Consider the following 26,114-nt stretch of genomic DNA (forward strand, 5'->3'; position numbering starts at 1 on the left):
GCTCGACTATCTCGGCGCCTGCAGCACGATGCCATAGCGGCCGTAGATCCGGTCGATCGTGCCGTCGCTTCGCAGCCGCTCCACCGCTCCGTCGATGGCCTCGCGCAACGCATCATCCGGACGGATCATGCCGACGGCGACGTTCCAGTTGAGATCGACCACGCTCTCGTCGCGATCCAGGATCCGGAGCCTCTTGTCCGGATGCGTCAGATTGAAATAGCTCGCCGCGGTGGGCGTGACGGCGGCGGCATCGATCTCATGGTTCGACACCGCCTCCAGACTGTCGCTCTCGAAGCCGAAGGTCGAGGTCGGCACCCGTCGTTGACCGATGATCATGGCTGCGATCGATCCGACCTGCACGCCCACCTTGGTCTTCTCGTTGAGGCTCCCGAACGAGGTGAGCGTGCTGGATAACGGCACCGCGAGCGCGACGCCCGTGCGATAATAGGGTTTCGAGATCCTCAGGCGGGTTTCGCCCTGCGCTTCGCGGTCGGCGATGACGTCCAGAAGAATATCGCAGCCCGCGCTGCGCATCTGATACTGCGTGATGATCCAATCGAGCCTGAGCGAGACACCGAGCTCGCGTGCCAGCGCCCGGCCGAACTCGACCTGAAAGCCGGGCGGATCGCCGGCCTTATGCGCGAAGGGAAGCGAATTGGGATGCGCGCACAGCCCGATCACGCCGCTCGAACGGATCGCGTCCAGGGTTCGCGCCTGCGACGATCCCGACAGAACGATGGCGGCGGCGGCGACGAGCGGGGCAAATGCCTTCATTCCGTTCTCATCTGGATGGATCGGGCCTTTGCGATTCAGCCCTCGCGCGGTTTCAAGGCGCGGATGTATTTGACGATCCGGTCGATCTGGGCGTCGGTGAACGCGCCGTCGAATGCCGGCATCGCCCCCTGCTTGCCGTGCTTGATGCGGTCGCGAATAAAGTCGTCGTCGCGCGGCGAGTTCATCAGTTGCGGCCCCTTGCCGGCTGCCCGGCCACCGTCGGAGTGACAGAAGCCGCACGTCCCCGCGAACACCTGCTCGACCTCGAGCGTCCCATTCTCGGGCGCGGGCGTGGCGGATTGTGCTTGCGCCATCACGGCGCACAGCAGCGAGGCGCCCAGCGCCGCTGGAATCGTCTTCAGATGCAGTCTCGACACGTCCGCTCCATTCCTAAAATCGCGCGCGCCGCTTCGACCGGTCATGGAGGGGCCCAGCGCCCGCTCCATGACAATGTTTGCGGCAGGCTATTTCAGGCTGAAGACGATGAGCGCGCCGTCGTCACGTGGCATGCTCTTGTAGACGCCGCCGAAGTTCGGCGCATATTCGTCGGCCAGCATGCCGCCGAAGCCCGCTGTCACCGCGATATATTGCTTGCCGCCCGCGGAGTAGCTGACGATGCCGCCTTGATGGCCGGTGCCGTTGTTGTGCTTCCACAGCTCGGCCCCGGTTTCGGCATCGTAGGCGTGAAGGACGCCGCGGGAATCAGGCACGAACACGAGATTGCCGGCGGTCGACAGCACGCTCCCGAGCGGCGGCTCGGGGTAGCGAACCTCCCATTTCTTTGCCCCCGTGATGGGGTCGCGCGCATCGAGATGTCCATAGATCTCACCGCCAGGGGGCGGCGCCATCTTGAAATCGGCGCCGATGTTGAGCTGAACCTGCGGCGCAGTGACCGGCGTCGTCTTCTGGATATCGAGCGTCATGCACCATTCCTGGCCGATCTTGTAGTAGAGACCGGTCTTCGGGCTGTACGAGCCGGCGTTCCAGCTGATGCCGCCGCCGATGAACGGACACAGCGGCGGTTCGGTGACCTTCCCGACCGCGAAATCGCGACGGCCGATCAACGCGCCGGTCTTGGGATCGATATCCTTGACGAAGTTGATGTTCTCGACCAGCCGCCAGACGTTCTTCACGCCGAGATTGCGGTCGTAGACGAAGACGAAGCCGCCCTTGTTCGGATGGACTACGTATTTCTGGCCGTCTCGCTCGAGCATCACGAACTCGCCGACGGCACTATCGAAGTCCCAGGCATCGTGCGGCAACTCCTGATGGTAGGACTTCAGCTTGCCGGTATCGATATCGAGAGCGATCACCGAGCTCGTATAGAGGTTGTCGCCGGGACGCGCCCCTTGCGTCTTGTAGTCGGCGCCCGACCAGTCGTAGAGCGGCGCCGGGTTGGCGGTGCCCCACAGGATGGTGTTGGTCTCGGAATCGTAGGTGCCCGGCATCCAGCCACCGCCGCCGCCGGTGCGCCAGGAATCGTTGCCCCAGGTCTTCATGGCCTCGTCGGTGCCCGCGACCGTCAGGAACTCCCACTTCTTCTTTCCGGTGGTGGCATCGACCGCGAAGATCGGGCCGCGGCCCGGCCATTCGCCGCCTTGCGAGCCGATGATCACGCTCCCCTTCGCGTAGAGCGGCGCGCCGGTGAAGCCGACCGTGAGCTTCTGCGAGTCGATCAGCCTGGTCTCCCAGAGGACCTTGCCGGTTTTCGCATCGAGCCCGAAGAGACGACCATCCATCGTGCCGACGAAGACCTTGCCTTCGCCGAGGGCTACGCCGCGGTTGTAGGGCGAGTGGGTCTGCCTGCTGATGAGCGCCTCATCCAGCTCCGGAAAGAACGACCAGAGAACCTCGCCCGTCGCGCCGTTCAGCGCGAAGACGCGGCTGTAGGAACCCGAGTAGTACAGCACGCCGTCGGCCGCGAGCGGCATCGACTGCAGGCCGCGCGTCGATCGTCCTGGAATGTGCATCCAGGCGACGCCCAGATTGCCGACATTGTTCGCGTTGATCTGCGCGAGCGGGCTGTAGTGATGGGACTTGTACGAACCGTGATAGGTGAGCCAGTCGTTCTGGCCGGCGCCGTCGATCCGGGCCGTATCCACGGTTTGGGCCAGCGCCGCCGACGCCGCGAATGCCGCAACGGCGAGAACAGGCAAGCCCGAGTTGAGCCACTGCTTCCTCATATGCACTTCCTCCCGCTTGGTGTTTATTGATTGCGTCTCGTGAACGCCGCTGCGAGGAATGTTTGCAGTTCGGTACGCGTCGATTGTCCTCCATCGGACATGAGCTGCCAACAGATGTCCCCTCTCTGGGCGGATGTCGCCAAGGGAGCCACGTTCACTGCCGTGATTGCTGTCGCACGTCTGCTTGCACAGCGTACGCCGGATCACAGAGCGTGCAAAGACGGAATGCGCGCAAGGGGCGAATTGGCGCGGGCGAATTGAAACGACAGCGGCCCTGACCGTTCGATCTCTTGCGGCTATCCGTACAGTACCCGCGGCAGGATCGTGACGATGCCCGGCCAGAGCGTCAGCAGCAGCACGAAGCCGACCATGATGACGAGATACGGCAACGTAACGCGCGCGATATAGCCGAGGCCGTCCTCGGTGAGGCCCTGGATGACGAAGAGGTTGAAGCCGACGGGCGGCGTGATCTGCGCCATCTCGACGGCGAGCACGAGGAAGATGCCGAACCAGATCTCGTCGAAGCCGGCGCCCTTCACGATCGGCAGCACGATCGGCAGCGTCATCACGATCATCGAGAAGCCGTCGAGGAAGCAGCCGAGGATCAGATAGAAGATGACCAGCACCACGATCAGCATGAAGGGCGACAGGCCGAGCCCCTTCACGAAGGCCGCGACGGCCTGAGGAATGCCAAGGAACGCCGCGGCGTTGCCGAGGATCGAGGCCCCCAACACGATCAGCGCGATCATCGAGCAGGTGACGACCGAACCGATCAGCACGTCGCGCATCACCTGCTGCGACATCGAGCCCTGCGCCCAGGCGACGAGCCCCGCGCCGAGCACGCCGACGGCGGCGGCCTCCGAGGGCGTTGCGAGCCCGCCATACATCGAGCCGAGCACACAGGCGATCAGGAACAGCGCCGGCGCGAGATCCTTCAGCGCGGCGAAGCGTTCGCCCCACGGCACCTGCGAAAGCTTTGCTTCCGTCTCCGGCACCATCGCGGGCTTGAGGCTGGTGTGCAGCATCACCCAGCCCATGAAGGTCGCGGCTAGCAGGAGTCCCGGCAGCACGCCTGCGGTGAAGAGCTTGAGGATGGAGACGTCACCGAGCACGCCGTAGATGATCATGATGTTGGACGGCGGGATCAGGAAGCCCAGCGTGCCGGCGCCGGCGAGCGACCCGATCGCGATGTCGCGCGAATAGCCGCGGCGCAAGAGCTCGTTGAGCGACATCCGGCCGATCACCTGCGTGGTCGCGGCCGACGAGCCCGAGATCGCCGCGAAGATGGTGCAGCCGATCACGTTCACATGCAGCAGGCGGCCCGGCAGCAGCCCGGCCCAGGGCGCCAGCCCCTGAAACAGCGAGCGCGACAGGCGGGTGCGGAACAATAGCTCGCCCATCAGGATGAACAGCGGCAGCGCCAGCAGCTCCTGCGTGGTCAGGATATTCCAGGCGTATTGCGGCAGCAGCTTGTCGAGCGGGATCGAGCGGAACATCGCGAGCAGCAGCGTCGCGGTGAGCGCAAGCGTGAGGCCGATCCAGACGCCGCAGGCCAGCAGCGCAAACAGGATCGCGAACAGGGCGAGGACTTCGATGGTCATGCGATCTTGAATCCGGGTGCGGGCAAGGCGGTCATTCGACGGGAGAGGCCTTCATGCGGTGATCCTCCAGCGGCAGGCCGAGCACTGCCTGGATCGCGCGCGCCAGGAACTGGAGCGTGAGCAGCAGCATGCCGAAGGTGACCACGGCTTGCGGAAACCACAGCGGCGTGTCGCTCGAGGTCGAGACCTGGCCGCGCACGAAGGCGCTCCAGGCGAACTTCGCCATGGCCGAGGTCAGGAACGCCATGAAGGCGAAGCCTGCAGCCGCCGAGAGGATCTCGAGCGCGCGCTGCACCGGCACTGGTGCGTTCTTCAGGAGCAGCACGACGCGGATGTGGCCCCCGACGCGCAGGGTCATGGCGGCGCCGAAGGTGAAGGACGCCGCCATCAGGTAGGAGGAATATTCCCACGCGATCGAGATGCTCGGCGGGAAGAACGGCAGGAAGTTCGAGAGGAAGCGGGTGGCAACCTCGCAGAGCATCAACAGCGTGAGCGTGAGCAGACAACCGCCGCCGATCCAGCCGTCGAGCCGACCGAGGCGATCGATGCCGTCGAGGACGATGCGCAGCGGCGCGGGCGCCGCTGCATTGAGACTCTGCGGTGCTTCGGACGAAACGCTCACCACGATCCCGCCCTCAGCCGCGCTTCATTTCGGCGAGATAGGCGCGCACCGGCTTGTCGGCCGCCGGCACGCGCTTGAGGAAGGCATCTAGCTGCGGCGCGGTCTTGCCGCGGATGACCGTCATCATCGCATCCGAGACCGGCACCACCTCCATGCCGCCTTCCTTGAGGCGGCTGAGGCTGTCGGCGTCGGCCTTGAGCGAGTTCGCCCAGAAGCCGGGCTCCATCTTCGCCGCGATATCCGCGACGAGCTTCTGCTGGTCGGCGCTGAGCGCCTTCCAGGAGTCGAGATTGACGGTGAGCATCTGCGACGACCAGACATGGTTGGTCGGATAGATGTATTTGAGGAATTCCCAGAACTTGCCGTCGACGCCCGACACCGCCGAGGTGGAGACGCCCGAGACGGCGCCCGATGCCAGCGCCGGGATCGTCTCGCCCCAGGGGATCATCACCGGCGCCATGCCGACCACGGCCAGCATGTCGACCGCGTTCTTGTCGGGTACGCGGATCTTGATGTTCTTGAGGCCGTCCACGTCGGCGACCTTGACCTTGAGATGCAGATATTGCGTCGGCCACGGCACGATGTAGAGGATCTTCTGGTTGTTGCGCGCGGCGACCTTCTCGTATTCGGGCCGCACATATTTGTGCAGCACCTTCAATTCGTCCATCGAGCCGCACAGGAAGGGGATGCTCTCGACGCCCATGAAGGGCTCGTCGCCGACCTGCTGGATGTTGAGGACGTCGGCGAGCGGCACGAGGCCGTCGCGCACGGCGCGCAAATGCTCGGGCCCCTTGAAGCCGAGCTGACCGCCGGCCTTCACGGTGATTGCGACCGAGCCGCCGCTCTGCTTCTTCACTTCTTCCGCGAATGCCATCGCGTTCTGGGTGTGGAAATTGCCGTCGGGCCAGACCGTCGACATGTCCCAGCTTGTCGTCGCCGCCCGCGCGCGGGTCGAGATGTGGCCTGCAGCCAGCAGCGTCGCTGCGCCCGCGGTGAAATTACGTCGCGTGATCATGACCCCCCTCCGTTTATCAAGCGCGCTGATGCATCAACGCGCGTACCCATAAACCTTGACTGCGTTGTCCGACGACACCAGACCGCTCGCGATGTCGTCCTTGACCGCCGCACGATCGCGCTCGGTCGGCGCACCGATGCCGGCACCGCCGGGCGTCATCACCACCAGCCGGTCGTCCGGCGGCACCTGCTGAAAGCCTTTTCCACGCAGCTTCTTGCCCGATTTCAGGCCGACATAGCCGGCCTCGCCGTTCTGGCCGCCATCGCGGCCGCGCGGCGGATGATCGATGCGGTCGAACGCCGCGAGAATGTCGAACGGGGCATCGACGCCGCTGCCGACCTCGATGATCTGGCCGAGGCCGCCGCGGGTGCGCCCTGCTCCGCCGGAATCCGGACGCAGCTCCTTGCGCCAGAAGATCAGCGGCGTCTGCGTCTCCGCAATCTCCACCGGTGTGCCGCGCACGCCGCTTGGGTAAGCGGTCGCGGACAGGCCGTCCTTGCCGAAGCGCGCGCCGGTGCCGCCATTGGAGGTCACCGCCATCGAGAACCCGTAATTGCCGCCGGCGCCCGAGCGGGTCTGGCCGCGCACGTTGAGATTCCACAGGCAGGAGGTGCCTTCCGCCGGAACGCGCTCCGGAATGATCTGGCGCAGGCAGCCGAACACGACGTCGGGCAGCATCTGGCCGATGATGTGGCGCGACGCCACCGGCGCCGGCTTCGGGGCATTGAGGATGGCACCAGCCGGCGCCGACACCGTCAGCGGCGAGAGCGAGCCGGCATTGTTGGGGATCTGCGAGGCGACGACGCAGCCGAGGCCGAACACGGTGTAGGCCGTGGTGTAGGACAGGGGCACGTTGATGCCGAACTTCGAGGCGACCGACGTGCCGTCGAAATCGACGTGAATGCCCTGCTCCGAGATCGTCAGCGTCGCCGCCAGCGTCACCGGCGCATCATAGCCGTCGACCACCATGGTGTTGCGCCAGCTGCCCTTCGGCAGCTTGGCGATCTCGGCGAGCACCGCCTCGCGCGAGCGGTCGCAGATGTAGTCGCCGAGCTCATCGAGCGTGTCGATGCCGAACTCGGTCATCATCTCGACCAGCCGCTCGCAGCCGACGTCGTTGCAGCCGGCGAGCGAATAGGTGTCGCCCTCGGTGTCGATCGGCAGGCGCGTGTTGGTGCGGATCATCGCCATCAGCGTCTCGTTGACGACGCCCTGGTCGATCAGCTTCAGCATGGGGATGTAGAGCCCCTCCATGAACACGTCGGTGGCATCCGGCCCGAAGCCGATGCCGCCGATGTCCATCAGATGGCTGGTGCAGGAGAATAGCGCGACGACCTTGCCGTCCTTGAAGCAGGGCGTGGTGACGACGAAGTCGTTGAGATGGCCGGTGCCCATCCAGGGATCGTTGGTGATGTAGGCGTCGCCCTCTTTCATCGTCTCGATCGGAAACTGGGCGATGAAGTGCTTGACCGATTCCGCCATCGAGTTGACGTGACCGGGCGTACCGGTCACCGCCTGCGCCAGCATCCTCCCCCTGAGGTCGAACACGCCGGCCGAGAGATCGCCGCATTCGCGCACGATCGGGCTGAAAGCGGTGCGCAAGAGCACTTGCGCCTGCTCCTCGACCACGGCGATCAGCCGGTGCCACATGATCTGGAGGTCGATCAGGCTCGCGCCTTTTGCCTTGCTCATGATCAGGCCGCCTTTCGTTCCATGACGATGCTGCCGGCACCGTCGATATGCGCGTCGAAACTGGTCGAGACAAAAGTGGAGGTCTCGTCTTCCGCGATCACGGCGGGGCCCGCGATGGTCGCGCCCGGCGCCATGTCCTCACGGCGATAGAGCGGGATCTCGATCACTTCCCCGGCCCGGCCGTCGAAGAATTTTCGGCTTCCGGACGCCTTGGCCGCGGGCTTGCGCGCGACGGACGCGACGGCAGGCGGATTGCGCGCCTCGGTGGTGGCGAGCACCGACCAGCTCAACACCTCGATCGCAGCACCCGGGATCGGACGCTCGAACATCGCCGAATAGTCAGTCTCGAACTTCTGGCGCAAGCCGGCGAGATCGGCTGAAGTCAGCGGCCGGTTCGGCAGTTCGACGGTGATCTCGTGGCCCTGGCCGACATAGCGCATGAAGGCGGCGCGGCGCTCGCGCACGGGCGCACCGGCTGCACCGGGCTCGACCAGCGCACGCGCCTCACTCGCCATCTCCTGAAGCAAGTCGGAGACGGCCTTGGTGTCGAAATCGTCGAGCCGGACGTGACGGCTGCGCACCAGCTCGTAGGCGATGGGCGCCGCCAAAAATCCGACCGCCGAGCCGACGCCGGCATTCGACGGCACGATCACGCGGGAGACGCCGATCTTCTCGGCAACGCGCGCCGCGTGCAGCGGCGCGGCACCGCCAAAGGCGATCAGCGTGTGCTGGCCGACGATGGCGCCGCGCTCGACCGCATGCACGCGCGCCGCGCTCGCCATGTTCTCGCAGACGACCTCATGCACGGCATAGGCGGCAGTCTCCGCCGACAGGCCGAGTGCCTCACCGACATCGCGCAGCAGCGCCTGCTTCGACAGCTCCGGATCGAGCTTGATCGTGCCGCCTGCAAAGGCATCAGGATCGATCATGCCGAGCGCGACGTCCGCATCCGTCACGGCTGGACGCTGGCCGCCGCGACCGTAACAGGCGGGTCCCGGCTCCGACGAAGCGCTCTCCGGGCCGACAGTGACGCGCTTCATCGCGTCGACATGGGCGATCGAGCCGCCGCCCGCGCCGATCTCGACCATCTCGATCACGGGAATGCGCACCGGCAGGCCGGAGCCTTTCAGGAAGCGCGCGGCGCGGTCGACCTCGAACACGCGCGAGGTCTCGGGCTGGTATTTTTCGATCAGGCAGATTTTTGCCGTGGTGCCGCCCATGTCGAAGGAGAGCACCTTGCTCTCACCTAACCGCGCCGCGATCTGTGCCGCGAAGATCGCGCCGCCCGCAGGACCGGATTCGACGAGACGCACCGGAAAACGCCGCGCCGTCTCGATCGAGGTGACGCCGCCGCCTGACGTGACGAGGTAGATCGCACCGCGAAACTGCTCGACCTGCAGGGCATCGGCCATGCGGGCGAGATAACCGTCGATCAACGGCTGCACATAGGCGTTGGCGACCGCTGTGGAGGTGCGCTCATATTCGCGGATCTCCGGGCACACCGCCGATGACACCGTCACCGAAATGCCGGGCATCTCTTCGGCAATGATCGCGGCCGCCCGCCGCTCGTGCTCCGGATTCGCATAGGAGTGCAGGAAGGCGATCGCGACGCTCTCGACGCCAAGCTCGCGCAATTTCGGCGCGAGTGCGCGCACCGCCGCCTCGTCCAGCGGGAGGCGGACGGCGCCGTGAGCGTCGATGCGCTCGGGTACGGTAAAGCGGAGGCTGCGCGGCGCCAGCGGCTTCGGCTTGTCGATCGAGAGATCGTACTGGTCGTAGCGGCTCTCGGTGCCGATATCGAGCACGTCGCGAAAGCCGTCGGTCGCGATCAGCGCCGTCTTGGCGCCGCGCCGCTCGATGATCGCGTTGGTCGCGAGCGTCGTGCCGTGAATAAACACGTCGATGTCGCTGATATGGGCGCGCGCATCGGCAAGAATGAGGCGCATGCCGTCCAGTACGGCCTGTTCGGGGCGCTGCGGCGTGGTCAACACCTTGCGCGTCTTGCGCGCCTCGCCCACGTTCAGCACGATGTCGGTGAACGTGCCACCAATATCCACGGCAAGCCGCACCTCGGCTCCCTCAAGCATTCCAAATTCTCCGTGCTGATCGTCAAGACAGGGTCCAAAAACGCAGCAATTTCCGTGCCATGAGGCATGCGGACAACGCTGCGCCCGGCCATTCTGCGCGGCACCTATGCAATAGGCAAGGCGTGTTCGCCGCCTTCGCGATCAGAGCAGGAATGCAAGCGCCGCTTCGCAGCGCTCCTCGACCTTGAGCGTCAGGAGATCGTCGGCGCGGGTGCGTCCGAGATTGACCGCGGCGATCGGAATCTGCCGTTTCGCGGCCGCCTGCACGAAGCGGAATCCGGAATAGACCATCAATGACGAGCCGACGATCAGCATGGCGTCGGCCTGCGACAGATGGTCCTGCGCCGTGGCGACCACGTCGCGCGGCACGTTCTCGCCGAAGAACACCACGTCGGGCTTGAGAATGCCGCCGCAGGCTGCGCAAGCTGGTACCTTGAACGACGAGAACTCCGCGTGCTCCAGATCGGCGTCGCCATCAGGCGCATCGGCGGCATCGAGCGTCAGCCACTCCGCGTTCGCGCGGCCGAGCGTGTCCTGGAATTCGCTCCGCGGCGTCTTCGCCCCGCAGCCCATGCAGCGGACGAGATCGAGCCGGCCGTGCAAATCGATCACCTGCCGGTGGCCGGCGGATTGATGCAGCCGGTCGACATTCTGGGTCAGCAGCATCTCGCAGCGCCCGTTCGCCTCCAGACGAGCGAGCGCGCGGTGCGCGTCGTTCGGCTTCGCCTGGCCGAACCGCCGCCAGCCGACCAGGCTGCGCGCCCAATAGCGCTGGCGCGTGTGCTCCTCGGTCATGAAGGCCTGGAAATTGACCGGCTGGGTCCGCTTCCAATTGCCGTGACTATCGCGGTAGTCGGGAATGCCCGAATTGGTGCTGCAGCCGGCGCCGGTCAGCACGAACAGGCTTTCGTGCCGGCCGACGAAATCCTGAAGTGGGGAATCTGCCATGGCGCATCATGTAGTCTGCGCCGGCGGATTCTGCCAGATGCCCCGCCCGCGGCGGCCCGAGTCAGCTCGCCCAGTTCTCGCGAAACTCGGGAAACAGCGTCACGCCTCCGCAGGCGTAGATGGTCTGCCCGGTGATGTAGCTCGCGTCGTCGGAGGCAAGGAAGGCGAACACGGCGGCGATCTCCTCCGGCGTGCCGACACGGCCGAGTGGAATGTGGCTGGTGACGACGCCGCGCTTTTCGGGATCACCGGTCCAGGCTGCGTTGATCGGCGTGTCGATCGCGCCGGGACCGACCGCATTGACGCGGATGCCGCGACCGGCGAATTCCAGCGCCAGCGTCCGCGTCAGACCGGCCATGCCGCTCTTGCTGATGGAATAAGCGAGATAGCCGGGTTTTGGGATGATCTGATGGACGCTGGAGCAGTTGATGATGCTGCCGCCTCCGCCGCGCGCGACGAAGTGCGCCAGCGCCTTCTGCGCGCAGAGCACGGCGCCATTCAGATTGACGTCGATGATGCGGCGATAGGTTTCGACGTCGAGCGCATCGCTCGGCGATTCCCGCTGGAAGCCGGCATTGTTGACGAGACAATCGAGGCGCTTGAAGCGCGCCAATACCGTCTCGAACATCGCGGCGATGTCCTGCTCGTTGCCGACGTCGGCCTTGACGATGACATGGTCGAGCCTGCCGTGCCCGCGATCGCTCGACGCCGTCTGCGCCAGGGCGAGCGTCTCCTCGGCCCTTCCGGGATGATCAAAATAGTTGATGGCGACGGTCGCGCCTTCCTGCGCCAGGCGGATGGCGACGGCGCGGCCGATGCCTTGCGAGGCGCCGGTCACCAGCGCGTATTGACCGACGAGGCGCGAGGGAAAGGAGGTTGAGCGTTCGGTTTGCGGCATGTGTTCTCTCCGGGATGCGTCATCATGGATGGAACCGGCTTTTTGTTCCATCCCTTCCGCGCATTGCTGGGATTCACTCCGCGCGCCGCGCCAGCGGCGAGGTCAGGATCTGGTAGAGGATGATGGCGCCGAAGGTTGCGGTGCCGATGCCGCCGATCGTGAACGCACCGAATTTGAGCGTGAGATCGCCCGCGCCCGCGGTCAGCGCCACGGCGACGGTGATGAGGTTCGCAGGATTTGCGAAGTCGACCTTGTTCTCGACCCAGATCCTGCCTGCCATTGCCGCGATCAAGCCGAACAGCACGATCGAGAGGCCGCCGATGACGGGACCCGGGATCGACAGGATCAGCGCGCCGAATTTCGGCGAGAAGCCGAGCAGGACCGACACCGTGGCCGCGAAGGCAAACAGCAGGGTCGAATAGACCTTCGTCGCTGCCATGACGCCGATGTTCTCGGCATAGGTGGTGACGCCGGTACCGCCGCCGCAGGCCGCCACGATGGTCGCGAGGCTGTCGGCGAACAAAGCGCGGCCGAGATAGGCGTCGAGGCTGCGGCCGGTCATGGCGCCGACGGCCTTGATGTGCCCGAGGTTCTCGGCCACGAGAATGACCGCGACCGGCGCAATCAGAAAGATTGCATCAGCCTGAAAGGTCGGCGTGGTGAAATTCGGCAGGCCGAACCACGGCGCAGCCGAGAGCTGGGCGAAGTCGACCGGCTTGCCAAAGCCGAGGCCGTTCGCGAACAGCAGGTACAGGAGATATCCGCCGATCGCGCCGAGGATGATCGGCAGGCGGCGCCACAGGCCCGGCGCTGCAACGGCGACCACGCCGATCATCAGCACGGTCGCGAGCCCGATCCAGGTGTCGAACGCATTGGCGCTCACCGCCTTGACCGCCACGGGCGCGAGATTGAGGCCGATCGCGGCGACCACAGCACCGGTGACGGCCGGCGGCAGCAGCCTCTCGATCCAGCCGACACCGGACCACATCACGATCAGCGAAATCAGGCCGTACAGCACGCCGGCGCCGACGATGCCGCCGAGCGCGACGGAGAGATTCGGGTTCGGCCCCTGTCCGGCATAGCCGGTCGCAGCGATGACGACGGCAATGAAGGCGAAGCTCGAACCGAGATAGCTCGGCACGCGCCCCGCGACGATGACGAAGAAGATCAGCGTGCCGATGCCGGAGAAAAGGACCGCAACATTGGGATCGAATCCCATCAGCAGCGGCGCGATGATCGTCGAGCCGGACATCGCGACGCAATGCTGCAGACCTGAGACGATGGTCTGGCCCCATGACAGCCGCTCCTCCGGCATGATCACGCCCGAGGTCTTGAGCTTCCAACGCGGAAAATAGCCCTGTGCCTGCTCGTCCGAGCCTGATGCGATCGTCATGTTCCCCCCAGTTGCGGTGCAGCGATCGATGTTCGTGCGATCCGACAAAAATGTGATTGTCGCTTCTGCGGCGCCCATCACATGATGCAAATCATGCAAGATCGATACGTTCCAGGGCTCACTTTATGACACAGATTGCGATCCAGCCAGCCGTCCACCGCCGGCACCAGCCCTGGTACAAGATCCTTTACGTCCAGGTGCTGATCGCGATCGTGCTCGGCGTGCTCATCGGCTATTTCTATCCCAATCTCGGCAAGGCCTTGAAGCCGCTCGGCGACGGCTTCATCGCGCTGATCAAGATGATGATCGCGCCGGTCATCTTCTGCACCGTTGTGCACGGCATCTCCTCGATGGGCGACCTCAAGCGTGTCGGCCGGGTCGGGCTGAAGTCGCTGATCTATTTCGAGACGGTCTCGACTGTCGCGCTCGCGGTCGGCCTGCTGGTCGGCGAGATTCTCCAGCCCGGACACGGCTTCAACATCGATCCGGCCACGATCGACCCGAACTCGGTCGCGACCTATGTCACCAAGGCCAAGGAAGAGGGCATCGTCGCCCATCTAATGGCGATCATTCCCGACAGCTATCTCGGCGCGATCGCGCGCGGCGACCTGCTCCAGGTGCTGCTGATCTCGATCCTCTCCGGCTTCGCCATCGCCTTCCTCGGCAAGGCCGGCGAGCCCATTGCGGAGGCGATCGACAAGGCTGCCAAGATGTTCTTCGGCATCATCCGCATCATCGTGCGCGTGGCGCCGATCGGCGCCTTCGGCGCGATGGCGTTCACCGTCGGCGCCTACGGCCTCGGCTCGCTGCTCAACCTCGCCGCCCTGATCGGCACGTTCTATCTGACCAGCATCCTGTTCGTGCTGATCGTGTTAGGTGCGATCGCGCGGCTCGCCGGCTTCTCGATCCTGCGCTTCATCGCCTATATCAAGGACGAGCTCCTGATCGTGCTCGGCACCTCATCGTCGGAGACGGTTCTGCCGCAGATGATCCAGAAGATGGAGCATCTCGGCGCCTCGCGCTCGGTGGTCGGCCTCGTGATTCCGACCGGCTACAGCTTCAACCTCGACGGCACCAACATCTACATGACGCTGGCGACGCTGTTTTTGGCGCAGGCGACCAACACGCATCTGACCATCTGGCAGGAGCTCGGCATTTTGGGCATCGCCATGATCACCTCGAAGGGCGCCTCGGGCGTGACCGGCGCCGGCTTCATCACGCTCGCCGCGACGCTGTCGATCGTGCCTGATATCCCGATCCAGTCCATCGCGATCCTGGTCGGCATCGACAAGTTCATGAGCGAGTGCCGTGCGCTGACCAATCTGATCGGCAATGGCGTCGCCTGCGTCGTCATCAGCATCTCCGAAGGCGAGCTCGACCGCGAGGCGCTGCACGAGACCATGGCGCATCCGCTGGAGATCGGCGAGTCGCTGGAGCCGGGCGGCAGCGCTTGAGCCGCGGCAACCGGGTTCCGACCGCGGTAGTTTCCCGGAGTAGAAAATTGGTGCGATACGCGTCACAAGAGAGGCGTTGGGATCACTGATTGATACTCATTTTTTCTACCCGACGCGCTGGGGGCAGGGCGTCGGGTTTTTATTGTTCGACTGACGCGCCTTTGGAATCACGATCGCCGGTGAGATCGAATCGCCGCGTGATCCCGATCGCCTGCAGGAATGCCTCGTCATGACTGACGACAAGCAACGCGCCGTCATAAGCTCTCAAGCCTGATTCAACGGCTTCGATGGACTCGACGTCAAGATGGTTGGTCGGCTCGTCCAGGATCAGCAGGGACGGCGGCGTTTGCCCGCCCAGCACACAGGCAAGGCCGGCGCGAAACATCTGCCCGCCGCTGAGATGTCCGACGATCTGCAAGGCTGCATCGGCGCGAAACATGAACCGCGCCAGCGCGGCATGGCATTCATTCGCGCCCGCCTTCGGATTGAGACGTCCAAAATTCTCCAGGATCGAGATCGCGGGATCGAGCAGGCTGACCTTCTGGTCGAACAGCGCGAAGTCCGGCCTGACCCTCACCGTGCCCGCGAGCGGACGCAGCTCGCCCGCGACGAGTTTCAAAAGCGTCGTCTTGCCGGAACCATTCGGGCCCACCAGCGCGACCCGTTCCGGTCCGACGATCGCAAGCGAAAGATCGCGCAAGACCGGCCGCTCCGGACGATAGCTGGCGCTGATCCGGTCGAGCGCAAGCACCTCCCTGCCCGCCGGCAGGCCAGTCGCGGGCAGCCTGACCGACAGCGGCTGGAGAATCTCGATGCGCCGGCGCGCCGTATCGACGGCTTCGAGTGCTTCCGCACGCCGCCGCTCGGCGATCTGTGCGTTCCTGCCACCAGTGTCTTCGCTGCGATCCCTCCGCGCGCCGGCGAGGATGCGCGGCATGTCGCCCTTGGCACGTTTCCTCTTCCCACCACTGTCCTTGCGCGCCTTCCTCTCCGCGATCTCCTGCGCTTTGCCGTCGATTTCGGACAGGCGCCTTTCGGCATGCGCGAGGTCGTGCCTCACGGCCGCGAGCTCGAGGGCCTTCTGCGCACGATAGCTGCTCCAGTTGCCGCCGTATCGCGTGGCGCCGAGCGACGTCAGCTCGACGATCGCATCCATCGTGTCGAGCAGATCCCGATCGTGGCTGACGACGATCGCTCCGCGGCGCCAGTCGGCAAGGAGATCGGTCACCGCCGTGCGTCCGTCCCGGTCGAGATTGTTGGTGGGCTCGTCCAGCAGAAGGAAGTCGGGCTCGGCGAACACCAGCGCGGCAAGGCGAACCCGCGTGATCTGGCCGCCGGACAGGCAGGACAGCTCGGTCTCGGGAGCAGGATCGAACCCGAGGCGCGCCAGTGCGGCCTCCAGTCGCGCTTCGAGCGTCCAGTCGATCGCAGCGATGTCGTCGGCGGAGGCATCACCCTGCTCGGCACGGCGCAGCAGCTCCAGCGCTGGCCGCACGCCGAACAGATCGGCCACGGTCGCGCCGTTGAGGACCTGCACGTCCTGGCGCAGCAGGCCGATGGTGCCGTTGACCAGAACGCGCCCGGATTGGGGGACATGTTCGCCTGAGATCGACGCAAGCAACGTCGTTTTCCCGACGCCGTTACGGCCGACGAGACCAATCCGCTCGGCAGCGAATGTCAGATCGATGTTGGAGAGAAGAGAACGGCCGTCAGGCGTGGACAGCGACAGGTTCGACAGGATGATTGAAGCAGGCATGGAATTCCCCGGAGGCAAGGCGGATGAGCGTTGCGGTCGGGGTGAAATCCATGGCTTTCGAATATCCTGGTTGAGGAGCTCCCTAAGTAGTCCCATCGAAGGGCGAGATCAAGGCACGGCGCAAGGAGACGACAGCGCGAGAGGCGCTGTCGTCCTTCGTCGCCGTGCGCGATCAGCCCTTGAGCGCGGTGACCACCACCTCGATCAGCGCGCCGCCGCCGAGATCGGCGACGCCGACGGTGGCACGGGTCGGCAGATTGACGCCGAAGAACTCGGTCCAGGCCGCATCCATCTCCTTCTTTTTGGAGAGATCCGTGACGAAGATCGAGGCGCTTACGACGCGGCTCTTGTCGGTGCCGGCCTCCTTCAGATAGCCGGCGATCTTGCCGAGGATGTTGCGGGTCTGGTCACCCATCGAGACCGAGGTGTCGTCGGCGATGGTGCCGCCGACGAAGACGAAGCCGTTGGCTTCGACCGCGCGGTGCATGATGGGCGTGCGGATGCTGCGGGTAATGCTCATGATGTCCTCTTGTTAGAGCGTGGAGGGATGGAAGCGGTCGATGCCGAGATCGCCGACGCGCGTCTGCGTGCCGCCGTTGACGATCAGCTCGGCCATCACGGCGCCGGCGCCGGGACCAAGCTGAAAGCCGTGCAGCGAGAAGCCGAACTGGTGATAGAGACCCTTGTGACGGGAGCTCGGCCCGAACACGGGGATGTCGTCCTTCATCTTCGCTTCGATGCCGGCCCAGGCGCGAACGATGGTCGCGCTGCGCATCACCGGGAACAGCTCGAAAACGGTCTGCGCACTGGTCGCAAGGCTCTTCCAGTCCAGCACCGTCTCGTTGCGGTCCTGATAAGGCGTCGCAAGGTGACCGCCGCCGATCAGCACCGTGCCGTTCTTGAACTGCTTGAAGGAGAGCTTTCGCCCGCGCAGGATCACGACGGGGTCGATGAAGTGCGGCACGCGCGAGGTGATCATCAGCATCGGCGCCACGGTCTCGACCGGCACCGGCTCGCCGAGATCAGCCGCGATCTTGCCGGCCCAGGCGCCAGCGGCATTCACCAGCACCGGCGCGGCAAAGCTCTCTGAACCCGCATCGACGTGCCAGAGGCCGTCGCTGTAGCGGATGTTGCTGGCGGCCATGCCTTCGCGCACGGTGGCACCTAACTGCTCGGCCTTGCGGCGGAATGCCGTCGTCGTTTGCGCCGGATTGGCCGCGCCGTCGCGGCGCGAGACCACGCCGCCGGGACAGGTCTCGGCCACCGCCGGCACCAGCCGCCGTAGTTCAGCTGCGCCAATCAGCTCCTCATGAGTGAAGCCCAGCGCATTGAGCTCGGCGACGCGTGCGCGGCAGACCGCGAGCTCTTCCTCGTTCTCGGCGACCAGCACCTGGCCGTAGCTCTCGAAGCTGCAATCGTCGTCGAGGAGATCGGTGATCTTCTCCCAGATGCCCATCGAGCGGATCGAGAGCGGAATCTCGGGGATGTGTCGCGCCAGTTGGCGGACGCCGCCGGCGTTGACGCCGGAGGCGTGGCGGCCGGCATAGTCCTTCTCGATCAGCACCGGCTTCAGGCCGGCAAGGCACAGATGCAGCGTGGTCGAGCATCCGTGGATGCCGCCGCCAATGACGATCGCATCCACGTTCCTGCTCATCCGCGCACCACCGCCTTGACGTCGGCCTCGCTCTTCGGAACGGCGGCGAGCTCGGCGAGCGTGATCGGCTTCACCGGCGCGCGCAGCCGGTAATAGCCGATCTCCTGCGGAGTCTTGCCCCGCGCCTGTGCCATCAGCTCGGTAACGGTGAGGCCGCAGAGCCGGCCCTGGCACGGGCCCATGCCGGTGCGGCGATAAGCCTTGAGCTGGTTCGGCCCGGTCGCGCCGATCGCGACGGAGTCGAGAACGTCCTTGGCGGTGACCTCTTCGCAGCGGCAGACGATGGTGTCGCCCGAGGGAATGCGGAACTGCGGCGCCGGGCGGAACAGCGTGTCGAGGAACAGACGGCCGCGCTCGGCCTTGGCGAGATCGGAACGGAGCGTTGCCATTGCGGGAAGTTTTGCGGCAGCCGCTGGGGCCTGTGCTTCGACCGCGGCGCGTGCCGCGATGCGGCCGCGCACCACGGCTGCATTGGCACCACCGATGCCCGCACCATCGCCGGCGATCGCGATGCCGGCGACCGAGGAATTGCCGCTCGCGTCCAGCACCGGCGACCAGCACAATTGCAGATCGTCCCAGCGATGCTCGATGCCGGCCGCCATCGCCAGATTGACGTTGGGCACGACGCCCTGATGCAGCAGCAACAGATCGGCGGGAATAGTCTCACGCTTGCCGCCGGCGACATAGCTCACGCTGGCAAGCTGGCCATCACCGGACGCAGCAAGCTCGGTGACGCCCGAGACGACCTGCACCTTCGCCTTCACCTCGCGCATCATCGACAGGCCCTTGGCGAAATAGGGCGAGGTCAGGAAGGCGAAGGCATGCGGAATGGCCGCGAAGTAATTGCCGCGCTCGGTGGTGTCGAGGATGCGGTCGATGCGGCCGCCAAGCCGCAGGATCTGCGCGGCGAGCAGCCAGAGCAGCGGCCCCTGCCCCGCGATCACGGTGCGTCCGTCCGGCACCAGCGCCGACGACTTCAGCATGGTTTGCGCCGCGCCCGCGGTCATCACGCCCGGCAGCGTCCAGCCGGGAATCGGGAACGGCCGCTCCAGCGCGCCGGTCGCGAGAATCACGCGCTTCGCCCTGACGAAGGCCGAGGCGCCGCCGATCGAGACGGCGATGTCGAGATTGCGATCGAGGCTCCAGACCGTGGCACGCTGGATGACCTCCGCATTGCTCGCGCGCAGCGACTGCACGAGATCGGCGCCGACCCAATAATCCGCGCCAAGCTGATTGCGGTCGGTCACGGGCGTCGAAGCGATGGCGCGAAACACCTGGCCGCCGGGGCCGATATTCTCGTCGAGCAGCAGCGTGGACAGGCCGGCTTCGGCGGAGGTCGCGGCGGCGGCAAGGCCCGCCGGCCCCGCGCCGATCACCACGACATCGTAGTCTTCGCGCTTGGGAGCCACAGTCATCTTCCGATCTCCCGCTTGCCCTTCTGAATCTCGATCTGCATGCCTTCGGCGACGGGCACGAGGCAGCCCTGCCGATTGCCGACGCCGTCAATGGTGACGAGGCAGTCGAAGCACACGCCCATCATGCAATAGGGCAGACGCGGTGCGCCGCTGACTGCAGTGGAGCGACGTGCATCCTGGCCGGAGGCCAGCAGCGCCGCGGAGACGGTGTCGCCCTGGCGCGCCGCGACGGCAACGCCGTCGACGAAGATCTGCACCTGCGGCCGCTTGTCCTGTTCGGATCGTCTAAACATGGGATGCCTCTTGGCTCCTTGATATCTCTAGTAGCCGCTGCTGTTCGCTGCGCCCGCGCCGCCAAAACGGCTGGCCGAGAACGCACCGACCAGCTCGGGCTCGAGCGCGCCCTGCGCCACCATGCGCGCGATCTCGAAAGCGTGGTTGGAGGCGAGCGTGACCCCGGAATGGCAGCAGGCGACGAAGGCGCCGGGATGCGTCTCCGACTGGTCGTAGATCGGAAAGCCGTCCTGCGGCATGACGCGGATGCCGGACCAGCTCCTGACCACGTTGAGCCGCGCCAGATGCGGGAACATCCGCTGCGCGCGATCGGCCATGACGCCGCTGATCGAGGGCTTCAGCGTGCGATCGTCAAGCTCGTCTTCCTTGCTGTCGCCGATCATCACCGTGCCCTCGTCGGTCTGGCGGATCGTGGTCAGCGGATGCGGCAGGAACGGCATGGTGCGCTCGGTCACGACGACCTGACCGCGGGTCGGCCCCATCGGCGCGTAGAGGCCGACCATCGGCGCCAGCGTCTGGTTGGCATTGCCGGCGGCGAGCACGATCTTGGCGGCACGCAGCTCGCCCTTGGGCGTGGTCAGGCGGAATTCGCCGCCGCTCTTGCTGATCGCCGAGACCGGACGCTCCGGAAAATAGTCGATGCCGAACGCCTTGAAACCGGTGTGAAACGCGCGGAACGTCCGAAGCGAATTGACGTGGCCGTCGAGCGGGCAATAGCTGCCGCCGGAGACCTCGGGCCCGATCAGCGGCAGCGCCTTCTTCACCTCGGAGGGCCGCAGCATCTCCATCTTGTAGTCGGCCGCACCGGCCTGATTGTGCATGCGCTTGACGAGCTCGGTGCGCTGACCGAATTCGTCCTCGCCGAGCGTCAGGTGAAAGCCGCCGTTCTGCTGCAGGGCGACATCGAGCCCGGTCTGCTGCTTCAGCTCGGAGGCGAGCCGCCCCCACGCCTGCGATGCCTGCACGGTCCACACCGTATAGGCCGGCATGCCCAGACCTTTGCTCTGCACCCACACCAGCGCGAAGTTCGCGCGCGAGGCGCGCTTGGTGATGTCGCCTTCGTCGAGCACGGCGACCTTCTTGCCGAGGCGGCCGAGGCCCCAGGCAATGGCGGAGCCGAGCAGTCCGCCGCCGACGACTGCGACGTCGTAATCTGACTTTTGTTTAGACGCGTTTTCTTCACGCGAACCGGCGTCCACTTCGCTCGAAAACGCTTTAGACATAAGTTCTCCTATCGCCCCGTGTCGCCCTTGCCGGCGAGCACGCGGTCGAGCCCGTAGAAGCGGTCGAGCAGAATGAGGGCGGTCATGGTGATCGCGATCACGCAGGCCGAGACCGACGTCACCAGCGGATCGATGTTGTCCTGGATGTAGAGGAACATGCGCACCGGCAGCGTCTCCGTGCCGGGTGCCGCGAGGAAGACGGTCATGGTGAGATCGTCGAAGGACTGGATGAAGGCGAGCGCCCAGCCGCTGATGACGCCGGGCAGGATCAGCGGCAAGGTCACGCGGCGGAACAGCGTCCAGCCGCCGGCGCCGAGCGAGACCGCCGCCATCTCGACCGTGCGATCCATGCCGGTTGCGGCTGCGAGCGTCAGCCGCAGCGCGAACGGAAACACGATGATGACATGCGCGATGATCAGGGCGGCAAAGCTGCCGCCGAGACCGGCCGAGGTGAAGAAGCGCAGGAAGGCGATGCCGAGCACGACATGCGGGATCATCAGCGGCGACAGGAACAGCGCCGCCAGCGCATCGCGGCCGCGGAAGCGGTAGCGCGCGATGGCGAGCGCCGCGGGCACCGCGAACAGAAGCGCGACGAGGGAGGACAGTGCACCCAGCCCAAGGCTGACCCAGAAGGCATGGATGAATTCGGGATAGTTCGCGATGGTCCTGAACCAGCGCAGCGAAAAGCCGTTGGTCGGCAGCGACAGGAAACCTTCGGGCGTGAAGGCGACGAGGCAGACCACCAGGATCGGCGCCACCATGACGATGACGAAGATGGTGTGGAAGATCAGCGCGAGCGGACCGTTCCGTCTCATCGGAACACCTCGGCATAGCGGCGCTCGATCAGCGCGTTGCTGCCGACGACGATCAGCACCAGCGCGACCAGAAGCAGCGTTGCAACCGCAGCCCCCAGCGGCCAGTTCAGCGTGTTGAGGAATTCGTCATAGGCCAGCGTCGCCGCGACCTTGAGCCGGCGGCCGCCGATGATCGCGGGCGTCGCAAAGGCGCTGGCCGAGAGCGAGAACACGATGATCGCGCCCGACAGCACGCCCGGCATGATCTGCGGCATGATGATGCGGCGGATGATGGTCACGGGCCCCGCGCCGAGCGACATCGCGGCGTTCTCGATCTGCGGATCGAGCCGCTGCAGCGCCGCCCACACCGACAGCACCATGAACGGCATCATCACATGCGCGAGCGCGATGACCATGCCGGTTTCGGTGAACATGAACGGAATCGGCGAGCGGATCGCGCCGAGCGACATCAGGAGCTTGTTGACGAGGCCGTTGTTGCCGCCGAACAGCAGCGCCCAGCCGAGCGTGCGCGCGACCACGGAGATCAGCAGCGGCCCGAGGATGACGAGCAAGAAGAAGCTCTTCCAGCGGCCGCTCATGCGGTTGAGGATGTAGGCCTCCGGCGCGCCGAGCAAGGCGGTGAGCAGCGTGGTCAGGATCGCGATCCGAAACGTCCGCCAGAACATTTCGGCGTAATAGGGATCGGTCGCGATCTCGTGCCAGTTCTTGAGGATGAAGACCGGCTCGATGCCCTTGTACTGCCCCCAGTCGTGGAACGACAGCATCACCGTCATCGCCAGCGGAATCAGCAGCACGCCGACGAACAGCATCAAGGCGGGCGCGGTCAGCGCCCACGGCGCACGCGCGCTGCGCTCCTCGGCGACCGCGCTCATGCGCCAGCCCTCGCGCGGACGCTCATGTCCTCCGGACGCCAAGTGAGGCGAACCGCGTCGCCTTCGGCCGGCTGCGCCTGCCCATCGTTCTGACGGATGACGATCGCCGGGCCGCATTCGCTGTCGCACTGAAACAGCCAGTGATTGCCCTGGAAGATTCGCGTGATGATTTTTGCGCTGAGCCCTGTATCGCCAAAGCCGATTCTTTCGGGGCGAACGCTGACGGTCACGGGCCCGCCGAGCCCGGCCGGCGCCGGCGCGCGCCAGGAGCCCGCCACCAATTGCGGCGGCGCGACGGTCCGGTCGATCGTTCCGGCAAAGTCGTTCGTCTTGCCCAAAAACTGCGAGACGAAGGCCGAGGCCGGCTTCTCATAGGTCTCTTGCGGCGTGCCGATCTGCTCGATCTTGCCCTGGCTCATCACCACGATGCGGTCGGACAGCGACATCGCCTCGTTCTGGTCATGGGTGACGAGGATCGTGGTGGTGCCGATGGTGCGCTGGATCTGGCGCAGCTCGATCTGCATCTCCTCACGCAGCTTGGCGTCGAGATTGGACAGCGGCTCGTCGAGCAGCAGCACGCTCGGCTTGATCACCAATGCGCGCGCCAGCGCCACGCGCTGCTGCTGGCCGCCGGACATGCGGCGCGGATGGCGGTCCTCGTAACCGGCGAGCCCCACCATCGCGAGTGCGGCGCGGACGCGCTCGGCCCGCTCGCTGCGCGGCACGCCACGCATCTCGAGGCCGAACGCAACGTTCTCCGCCGCGGTCATGTGCGGAAACAGCGCGTAGCTCTGGAACACGATGCCGAGGCCACGCTTGGCCGGATGGATCGCGGTGAGGTCCTTGCCCTCCAGGCGGATCGCGCCGCGCGTGGGATCGAGGAAGCCCGCGATCATCTGCAACGTCGTGGTCTTGCCGCAGCCGGACGGGCCGAGGAAGGAGATGAACTCCCCCTTCCCCACCGACAGGCTGAAGTCCTCGACCACAGTCTGCGCGCCGAACTGTTTTGCGACTCGATCGAGCTCGAGATAGGCCATGACGCTGTCTCCGCTGCGACCGATCAGCGTTCGACCTCGCGATTCCAGCGCTTGGTCCACTCCTCGCGCTTCTCGTTGATCACGGTCCAGTCCGGATTGTAGAGCTTGGCCGCGCGCTCGCCGATCGGCGCCATCTTGCCGAGCTCCGGCGGGATCACCAGCGACTTCAGCACCGGGCCGTAGCCGTAGTCCTTGAGCATCACCAGCTGGATCTTGGGATCGAGCAGCATCTTGACGAAGCTCACAGCGAGCGGCGAGGCATTCGGCTTGGTGATCGGGCAGGCAGTGGTGAGCAGCGTCGCCGCGCCTTCCTTCGGGTAGACGAAGTCGACGGGGAAGCCGGTGTTGGCGAAGCTCTGCACGCGGCCGGTGCCCCACACCGCGATCACGGCCTGGCCGGACTGGAACAGCTCGGTCATCTTGCCCGGCGACGGCTCATAGGCCAGCACGTTCGGATTGATCTGCTCCTTGAAGATCTTGAAGCCGGAATCGACATTGGTTTCGCCGCCGCCATTCATCTTCGACAGCATCACCAGCGCTTCGAGGCCGTAGGTGTTGTTGATCGGAGGGATCACGAGCTGCTTGGCGTATTTCGTGTCCTTCAGGTCGTTCCAAGAGGTCGGCGGCGCCCAGCCTTTCTCCTTGAACACCTTGGTGTTGTACATCAGGCCGGTCGCGACGATGCCGATCGCAACGGCGCGATCGTCCTTGAAACGCGCGGTGTCGTAGAGATCGGCGGGCAGGCCGTCGAGCTTGCCGCAGAAGCCGAGCTGGATCGCCTGGTACATCGGACCGTCGTCGACGATGGCGACGTCGATCTGCTGGTTGCCCTTCTGTGCCTGCAGCTTGGCCAGCGTGTCGGTGGAGTTGCCGGCGACGTATTCGACCTTGACACCGTTCTCCTTCTCAAAGGTCGGGATCACCTCGTCGCGGATGGTCTTCTCGAACGAGCCGCCGTAGCCGGCGACATAAAGCGTTTTCTGCTGGGCCGAGGCGACCGAGGGGGCGGCAATGAGCGCCGCGATGCTGACCGCTGTCAGAAGGCGAAGAGTCTTCATATGGACCGATCTCCAATACCGGAATGAGGTGACGTGCCGACGAGTCTCGCTGGCTGAAGCGCCTTCCGCATCTCCTTCCGCGCAAGCCCTCTCCAATCAGGGCTCCGGCCCCTGTTCGGCGGGTTTTGGCGCGATCTGGAGGTTTGAACCCCTCCAATCTGCCGAAAAAGCGGGCTGTCTCCAGTCCTGATGAAAAAGATCGCAGACCTATACTTCCATCGTCCAATGAATAATGGCATCCTCTGCATGCCTAAATGTTATGAACGGAATTGGGCATGGCCCGGATCAATTCGCGGCAGGTCGAGGCCTTCCGCGCGACAATGCTCACGGGCAGCGTGACCGAGGCGGCGGCGTTGATGAAGGTGACGCAGCCGGCGGTCAGCCGTTTGCTGCGCGACCTCCAGGCCCTGCTGAAAATGGAGCTGTTCGAGCGGCGCGGCACCGGGCTGGTCCCGACCGCCGCGGCGATGGCGCTCTACACCGAGGTCGAGCGCTCCTTTGTCGGCCTCGAGCGCATCACGGCGGCCGCCGAGGAAATCCGGGGACGCCGCACCGGCTCGTTGCGCATCGCTGCGCTGCCGGCGCTGGCAAACGGATATCTACCACGCCTTGCCGGACATTTCCTGATGGAGCGGCCCAATCTCAACCTCGCTTTCTTCGGCGTGATCTCGCCGATCGTGGTCGACTGGGTGCTGAACAATCAATGCGACGTCGGCTTTGCCGAGGTGCCGATCGCGCATTCCGACCTGCCGAGCCAGAGGCTGCCGGCGCCGGCGCGCGTCGCGGTACTGCCGACCGGTCATCGCCTGGCCGAGAAGGACGTGCTGGAGCCGCGCGATTTCGAGGGCGAGACGTTCATCTCGCTGTCGGCGGGATCGTCGAGCCGGCATCTCGTCGACCAGGTCTTCCACCGCCACGATGTCCGCCGCGTGCTCAGGGTCGAGACCACGCTGTCGGAGATCATGTGCGGCATGGTGTCGTCAGGATTGGGCGTCGCAATCTGCGATCCCTTTACCGCGCGGGAATTTGCGACGCGCGGCGTCGTCGTGCGCCGCTTCCTGCCGCGCATCGACTTCGAATTCTCCGCGGTGTTTCCAGCACAGCGCAGCCCGTCGCCGGTGGCGCTGGACCTGGTCGAGACCATGCGCAAGGCGTTGGCGGAGTTCGAGGAGAGCGGAGCAGCGTAAGCTTAGATCGGTGCAAGCCGCGGGCGCTCAACCTCTCCCGCTTGCGGGAGAGGTCGGCGCGCAGCGCCGGGAGAGGGTTCTCTCCACACCGGGAGTGTCTCTGTGTAGAGAGAGCCCTCTCCCCTGCCCTCTCCCG

General features: G+C 65.5%; 23 protein-coding genes. 2 read left to right on the forward strand and 21 right to left on the reverse strand.

What is annotated here, in order from left to right; genetic code table 11:
* Positions 1–6 precede the first annotated feature (6 nt).
* The 11 genes from XH79_RS17490 to XH79_RS17540 all read right to left on the reverse strand — a co-directional run bounded on the left by XH79_RS17490 (position 7) and on the right by XH79_RS17540 (position 13,213).
* On the reverse strand, positions 7–774 hold the full coding sequence (locus XH79_RS17490; RefSeq protein WP_271582411.1) for a substrate-binding periplasmic protein: 768 nt from the start codon (positions 772–774) through the stop codon (positions 7–9).
* A 35-nt stretch (positions 775–809) separates the two neighbouring features.
* Entirely contained in the window at positions 810–1,220 is a 411-nt protein-coding gene (locus XH79_RS17495; protein WP_271582412.1) for a c-type cytochrome, read from the reverse strand.
* Positions 1,221–1,238: 18 nt separating this feature from the next.
* Entirely contained in the window at positions 1,239–2,957 is a 1,719-nt protein-coding gene (locus XH79_RS17500) for a pyrroloquinoline quinone-dependent dehydrogenase (protein ID WP_212344979.1), read from the reverse strand.
* 296 nt (positions 2,958–3,253) lie between these two features.
* Positions 3,254–4,558, reverse strand: a complete 1,305-nt coding sequence (locus tag XH79_RS17505; protein ID WP_212344976.1) for a TRAP transporter large permease — start codon at positions 4,556–4,558, stop codon at positions 3,254–3,256.
* Between the two features lie 31 nt (positions 4,559–4,589).
* Positions 4,590–5,183, reverse strand: a complete 594-nt coding sequence (locus XH79_RS17510) for a TRAP transporter small permease subunit (RefSeq protein WP_212344973.1) — start codon at positions 5,181–5,183, stop codon at positions 4,590–4,592.
* A gap of 10 nt (positions 5,184–5,193) precedes the next feature.
* Entirely contained in the window at positions 5,194–6,195 is a 1,002-nt protein-coding gene (locus XH79_RS17515) for a TRAP transporter substrate-binding protein (RefSeq protein ID WP_212344970.1), read from the reverse strand.
* Positions 6,196–6,228: 33 nt separating this feature from the next.
* Positions 6,229–7,887, reverse strand: a complete 1,659-nt coding sequence (locus XH79_RS17520) for a hydantoinase B/oxoprolinase family protein (RefSeq protein WP_212344967.1) — start codon at positions 7,885–7,887, stop codon at positions 6,229–6,231.
* Positions 7,888–7,889: 2 nt separating this feature from the next.
* Positions 7,890–9,974, reverse strand: coding sequence for a hydantoinase/oxoprolinase family protein (locus tag XH79_RS17525; RefSeq protein ID WP_271582413.1), 2,085 nt, complete (start codon positions 9,972–9,974; stop codon positions 7,890–7,892).
* 141 nt (positions 9,975–10,115) lie between these two features.
* Positions 10,116–10,922 (reverse strand): NAD-dependent protein deacetylase, encoded by an 807-nt coding sequence (locus tag XH79_RS17530; protein ID WP_271582414.1) that lies wholly within the window; start codon positions 10,920–10,922, stop codon positions 10,116–10,118.
* 61 nt (positions 10,923–10,983) lie between these two features.
* Positions 10,984–11,820, reverse strand: a complete 837-nt coding sequence (locus tag XH79_RS17535; protein WP_271582415.1) for an SDR family oxidoreductase — start codon at positions 11,818–11,820, stop codon at positions 10,984–10,986.
* Between the two features lie 73 nt (positions 11,821–11,893).
* Complete coding sequence (locus tag XH79_RS17540; protein WP_271582416.1) at positions 11,894–13,213, reverse strand: solute carrier family 23 protein; 1,320 nt, start codon at positions 13,211–13,213, stop codon at positions 11,894–11,896.
* Between the two features lie 125 nt (positions 13,214–13,338).
* Between XH79_RS17540 and XH79_RS17545 the strand changes: the two genes are divergently transcribed.
* Positions 13,339–14,667, forward strand: a complete 1,329-nt coding sequence (locus XH79_RS17545) for a dicarboxylate/amino acid:cation symporter (RefSeq protein ID WP_271582417.1) — start codon at positions 13,339–13,341, stop codon at positions 14,665–14,667.
* A 139-nt stretch (positions 14,668–14,806) separates the two neighbouring features.
* Here XH79_RS17545 and XH79_RS17550 read toward each other — a convergent pair whose 3' ends face one another.
* The 10 genes from XH79_RS17550 to XH79_RS17595 all read right to left on the reverse strand — a co-directional run bounded on the left by XH79_RS17550 (position 14,807) and on the right by XH79_RS17595 (position 24,791).
* The gene (locus XH79_RS17550; RefSeq protein WP_271582418.1) at positions 14,807–16,423 is read right to left on the reverse strand and encodes an ABC-F family ATP-binding cassette domain-containing protein; all 1,617 of its coding nucleotides are present in this window, start codon (positions 16,421–16,423) and stop codon (positions 14,807–14,809) included.
* 172 nt (positions 16,424–16,595) lie between these two features.
* Entirely contained in the window at positions 16,596–16,943 is a 348-nt protein-coding gene (locus XH79_RS17555) for a RidA family protein (RefSeq protein ID WP_271582419.1), read from the reverse strand.
* 12 nt (positions 16,944–16,955) lie between these two features.
* Positions 16,956–18,077: an NAD(P)/FAD-dependent oxidoreductase gene (locus XH79_RS17560; RefSeq protein WP_271582420.1), complete on the reverse strand. Its 1,122-nt coding sequence runs from the start codon at positions 18,075–18,077 to the stop codon at positions 16,956–16,958.
* Positions 18,074–19,492 carry an FAD/NAD(P)-dependent oxidoreductase gene (locus XH79_RS17565; RefSeq protein ID WP_271582421.1) on the reverse strand — a complete coding sequence of 473 codons (1,419 nt, stop codon included), beginning with the start codon at positions 19,490–19,492 and terminating at the stop codon, positions 18,074–18,076. Before XH79_RS17565 ends, XH79_RS17560 begins: the two co-directional genes overlap by 4 nt.
* Entirely contained in the window at positions 19,489–19,785 is a 297-nt protein-coding gene (locus XH79_RS17570) for a (2Fe-2S)-binding protein (RefSeq protein ID WP_018641635.1), read from the reverse strand. Before XH79_RS17570 ends, XH79_RS17565 begins: the two co-directional genes overlap by 4 nt.
* Before the next feature lie 27 nt (positions 19,786–19,812).
* On the reverse strand, positions 19,813–21,009 hold the full coding sequence (locus XH79_RS17575; RefSeq protein ID WP_271582422.1) for an NAD(P)/FAD-dependent oxidoreductase: 1,197 nt from the start codon (positions 21,007–21,009) through the stop codon (positions 19,813–19,815).
* Positions 21,010–21,017: 8 nt separating this feature from the next.
* Positions 21,018–21,824 carry an ABC transporter permease gene (locus tag XH79_RS17580; protein WP_100234899.1) on the reverse strand — a complete coding sequence of 269 codons (807 nt, stop codon included), beginning with the start codon at positions 21,822–21,824 and terminating at the stop codon, positions 21,018–21,020.
* Positions 21,821–22,696 carry an ABC transporter permease gene (locus tag XH79_RS17585; protein WP_271582423.1) on the reverse strand — a complete coding sequence of 292 codons (876 nt, stop codon included), beginning with the start codon at positions 22,694–22,696 and terminating at the stop codon, positions 21,821–21,823. Before XH79_RS17585 ends, XH79_RS17580 begins: the two co-directional genes overlap by 4 nt.
* Positions 22,693–23,733 (reverse strand): ABC transporter ATP-binding protein, encoded by a 1,041-nt coding sequence (locus XH79_RS17590; RefSeq protein WP_271582424.1) that lies wholly within the window; start codon positions 23,731–23,733, stop codon positions 22,693–22,695. Before XH79_RS17590 ends, XH79_RS17585 begins: the two co-directional genes overlap by 4 nt.
* 23 nt (positions 23,734–23,756) lie before the next feature.
* The gene (locus XH79_RS17595; protein ID WP_271582425.1) at positions 23,757–24,791 is read right to left on the reverse strand and encodes an ABC transporter substrate-binding protein; all 1,035 of its coding nucleotides are present in this window, start codon (positions 24,789–24,791) and stop codon (positions 23,757–23,759) included.
* A gap of 275 nt (positions 24,792–25,066) precedes the next feature.
* Between XH79_RS17595 and XH79_RS17600 the strand changes: the two genes are divergently transcribed.
* Complete coding sequence (locus tag XH79_RS17600) at positions 25,067–25,978, forward strand: LysR substrate-binding domain-containing protein (RefSeq protein WP_271582426.1); 912 nt, start codon at positions 25,067–25,069, stop codon at positions 25,976–25,978.
* Positions 25,979–26,114: the final 136 nt, after the last annotated feature.

This window comes from Bradyrhizobium sp. CCBAU 45389 (assembly GCF_028128625.1).
Lineage (GTDB): Bacteria > Pseudomonadota > Alphaproteobacteria > Rhizobiales > Xanthobacteraceae > Bradyrhizobium > Bradyrhizobium liaoningense_B.

Coding starts and splice junctions, on each gene's coding strand:
- XH79_RS17490 (WP_271582411.1), bottom strand. CDS start 774: ATGAAGGCATTTGCCCCGCTCGTCGCCGCCGCCGCCATCGTTCTGTCG.
- XH79_RS17495 (WP_271582412.1), bottom strand. CDS start 1,220: ATGGAGCGGGCGCTGGGCCCCTCCATGACCGGTCGAAGCGGCGCGCGC.
- XH79_RS17500 (WP_212344979.1), bottom strand. CDS start 2,957: ATGAGGAAGCAGTGGCTCAACTCGGGCTTGCCTGTTCTCGCCGTTGCG.
- XH79_RS17505 (WP_212344976.1), bottom strand. CDS start 4,558: ATGACCATCGAAGTCCTCGCCCTGTTCGCGATCCTGTTTGCGCTGCTG.
- XH79_RS17515 (WP_212344970.1), bottom strand. CDS start 6,195: ATGATCACGCGACGTAATTTCACCGCGGGCGCAGCGACGCTGCTGGCT.
- XH79_RS17520 (WP_212344967.1), bottom strand. CDS start 7,887: ATGAGCAAGGCAAAAGGCGCGAGCCTGATCGACCTCCAGATCATGTGG.
- XH79_RS17525 (WP_271582413.1), bottom strand. CDS start 9,974: ATGCTTGAGGGAGCCGAGGTGCGGCTTGCCGTGGATATTGGTGGCACG.
- XH79_RS17530 (WP_271582414.1), bottom strand. CDS start 10,922: ATGGCAGATTCCCCACTTCAGGATTTCGTCGGCCGGCACGAAAGCCTG.
- XH79_RS17535 (WP_271582415.1), bottom strand. CDS start 11,820: ATGCCGCAAACCGAACGCTCAACCTCCTTTCCCTCGCGCCTCGTCGGT.
- XH79_RS17540 (WP_271582416.1), bottom strand. CDS start 13,213: ATGACGATCGCATCAGGCTCGGACGAGCAGGCACAGGGCTATTTTCCG.
- XH79_RS17545 (WP_271582417.1), top strand. CDS start 13,339: ATGACACAGATTGCGATCCAGCCAGCCGTCCACCGCCGGCACCAGCCC.
- XH79_RS17550 (WP_271582418.1), bottom strand. CDS start 16,423: ATGCCTGCTTCAATCATCCTGTCGAACCTGTCGCTGTCCACGCCTGAC.
- XH79_RS17555 (WP_271582419.1), bottom strand. CDS start 16,943: ATGAGCATTACCCGCAGCATCCGCACGCCCATCATGCACCGCGCGGTC.
- XH79_RS17560 (WP_271582420.1), bottom strand. CDS start 18,077: ATGAGCAGGAACGTGGATGCGATCGTCATTGGCGGCGGCATCCACGGA.
- XH79_RS17565 (WP_271582421.1), bottom strand. CDS start 19,492: ATGACTGTGGCTCCCAAGCGCGAAGACTACGATGTCGTGGTGATCGGC.
- XH79_RS17570 (WP_018641635.1), bottom strand. CDS start 19,785: ATGTTTAGACGATCCGAACAGGACAAGCGGCCGCAGGTGCAGATCTTC.
- XH79_RS17575 (WP_271582422.1), bottom strand. CDS start 21,009: ATGTCTAAAGCGTTTTCGAGCGAAGTGGACGCCGGTTCGCGTGAAGAA.
- XH79_RS17580 (WP_100234899.1), bottom strand. CDS start 21,824: ATGAGACGGAACGGTCCGCTCGCGCTGATCTTCCACACCATCTTCGTC.
- XH79_RS17585 (WP_271582423.1), bottom strand. CDS start 22,696: ATGAGCGCGGTCGCCGAGGAGCGCAGCGCGCGTGCGCCGTGGGCGCTG.
- XH79_RS17590 (WP_271582424.1), bottom strand. CDS start 23,733: ATGGCCTATCTCGAGCTCGATCGAGTCGCAAAACAGTTCGGCGCGCAG.
- XH79_RS17595 (WP_271582425.1), bottom strand. CDS start 24,791: ATGAAGACTCTTCGCCTTCTGACAGCGGTCAGCATCGCGGCGCTCATT.
- XH79_RS17600 (WP_271582426.1), top strand. CDS start 25,067: ATGGCCCGGATCAATTCGCGGCAGGTCGAGGCCTTCCGCGCGACAATG.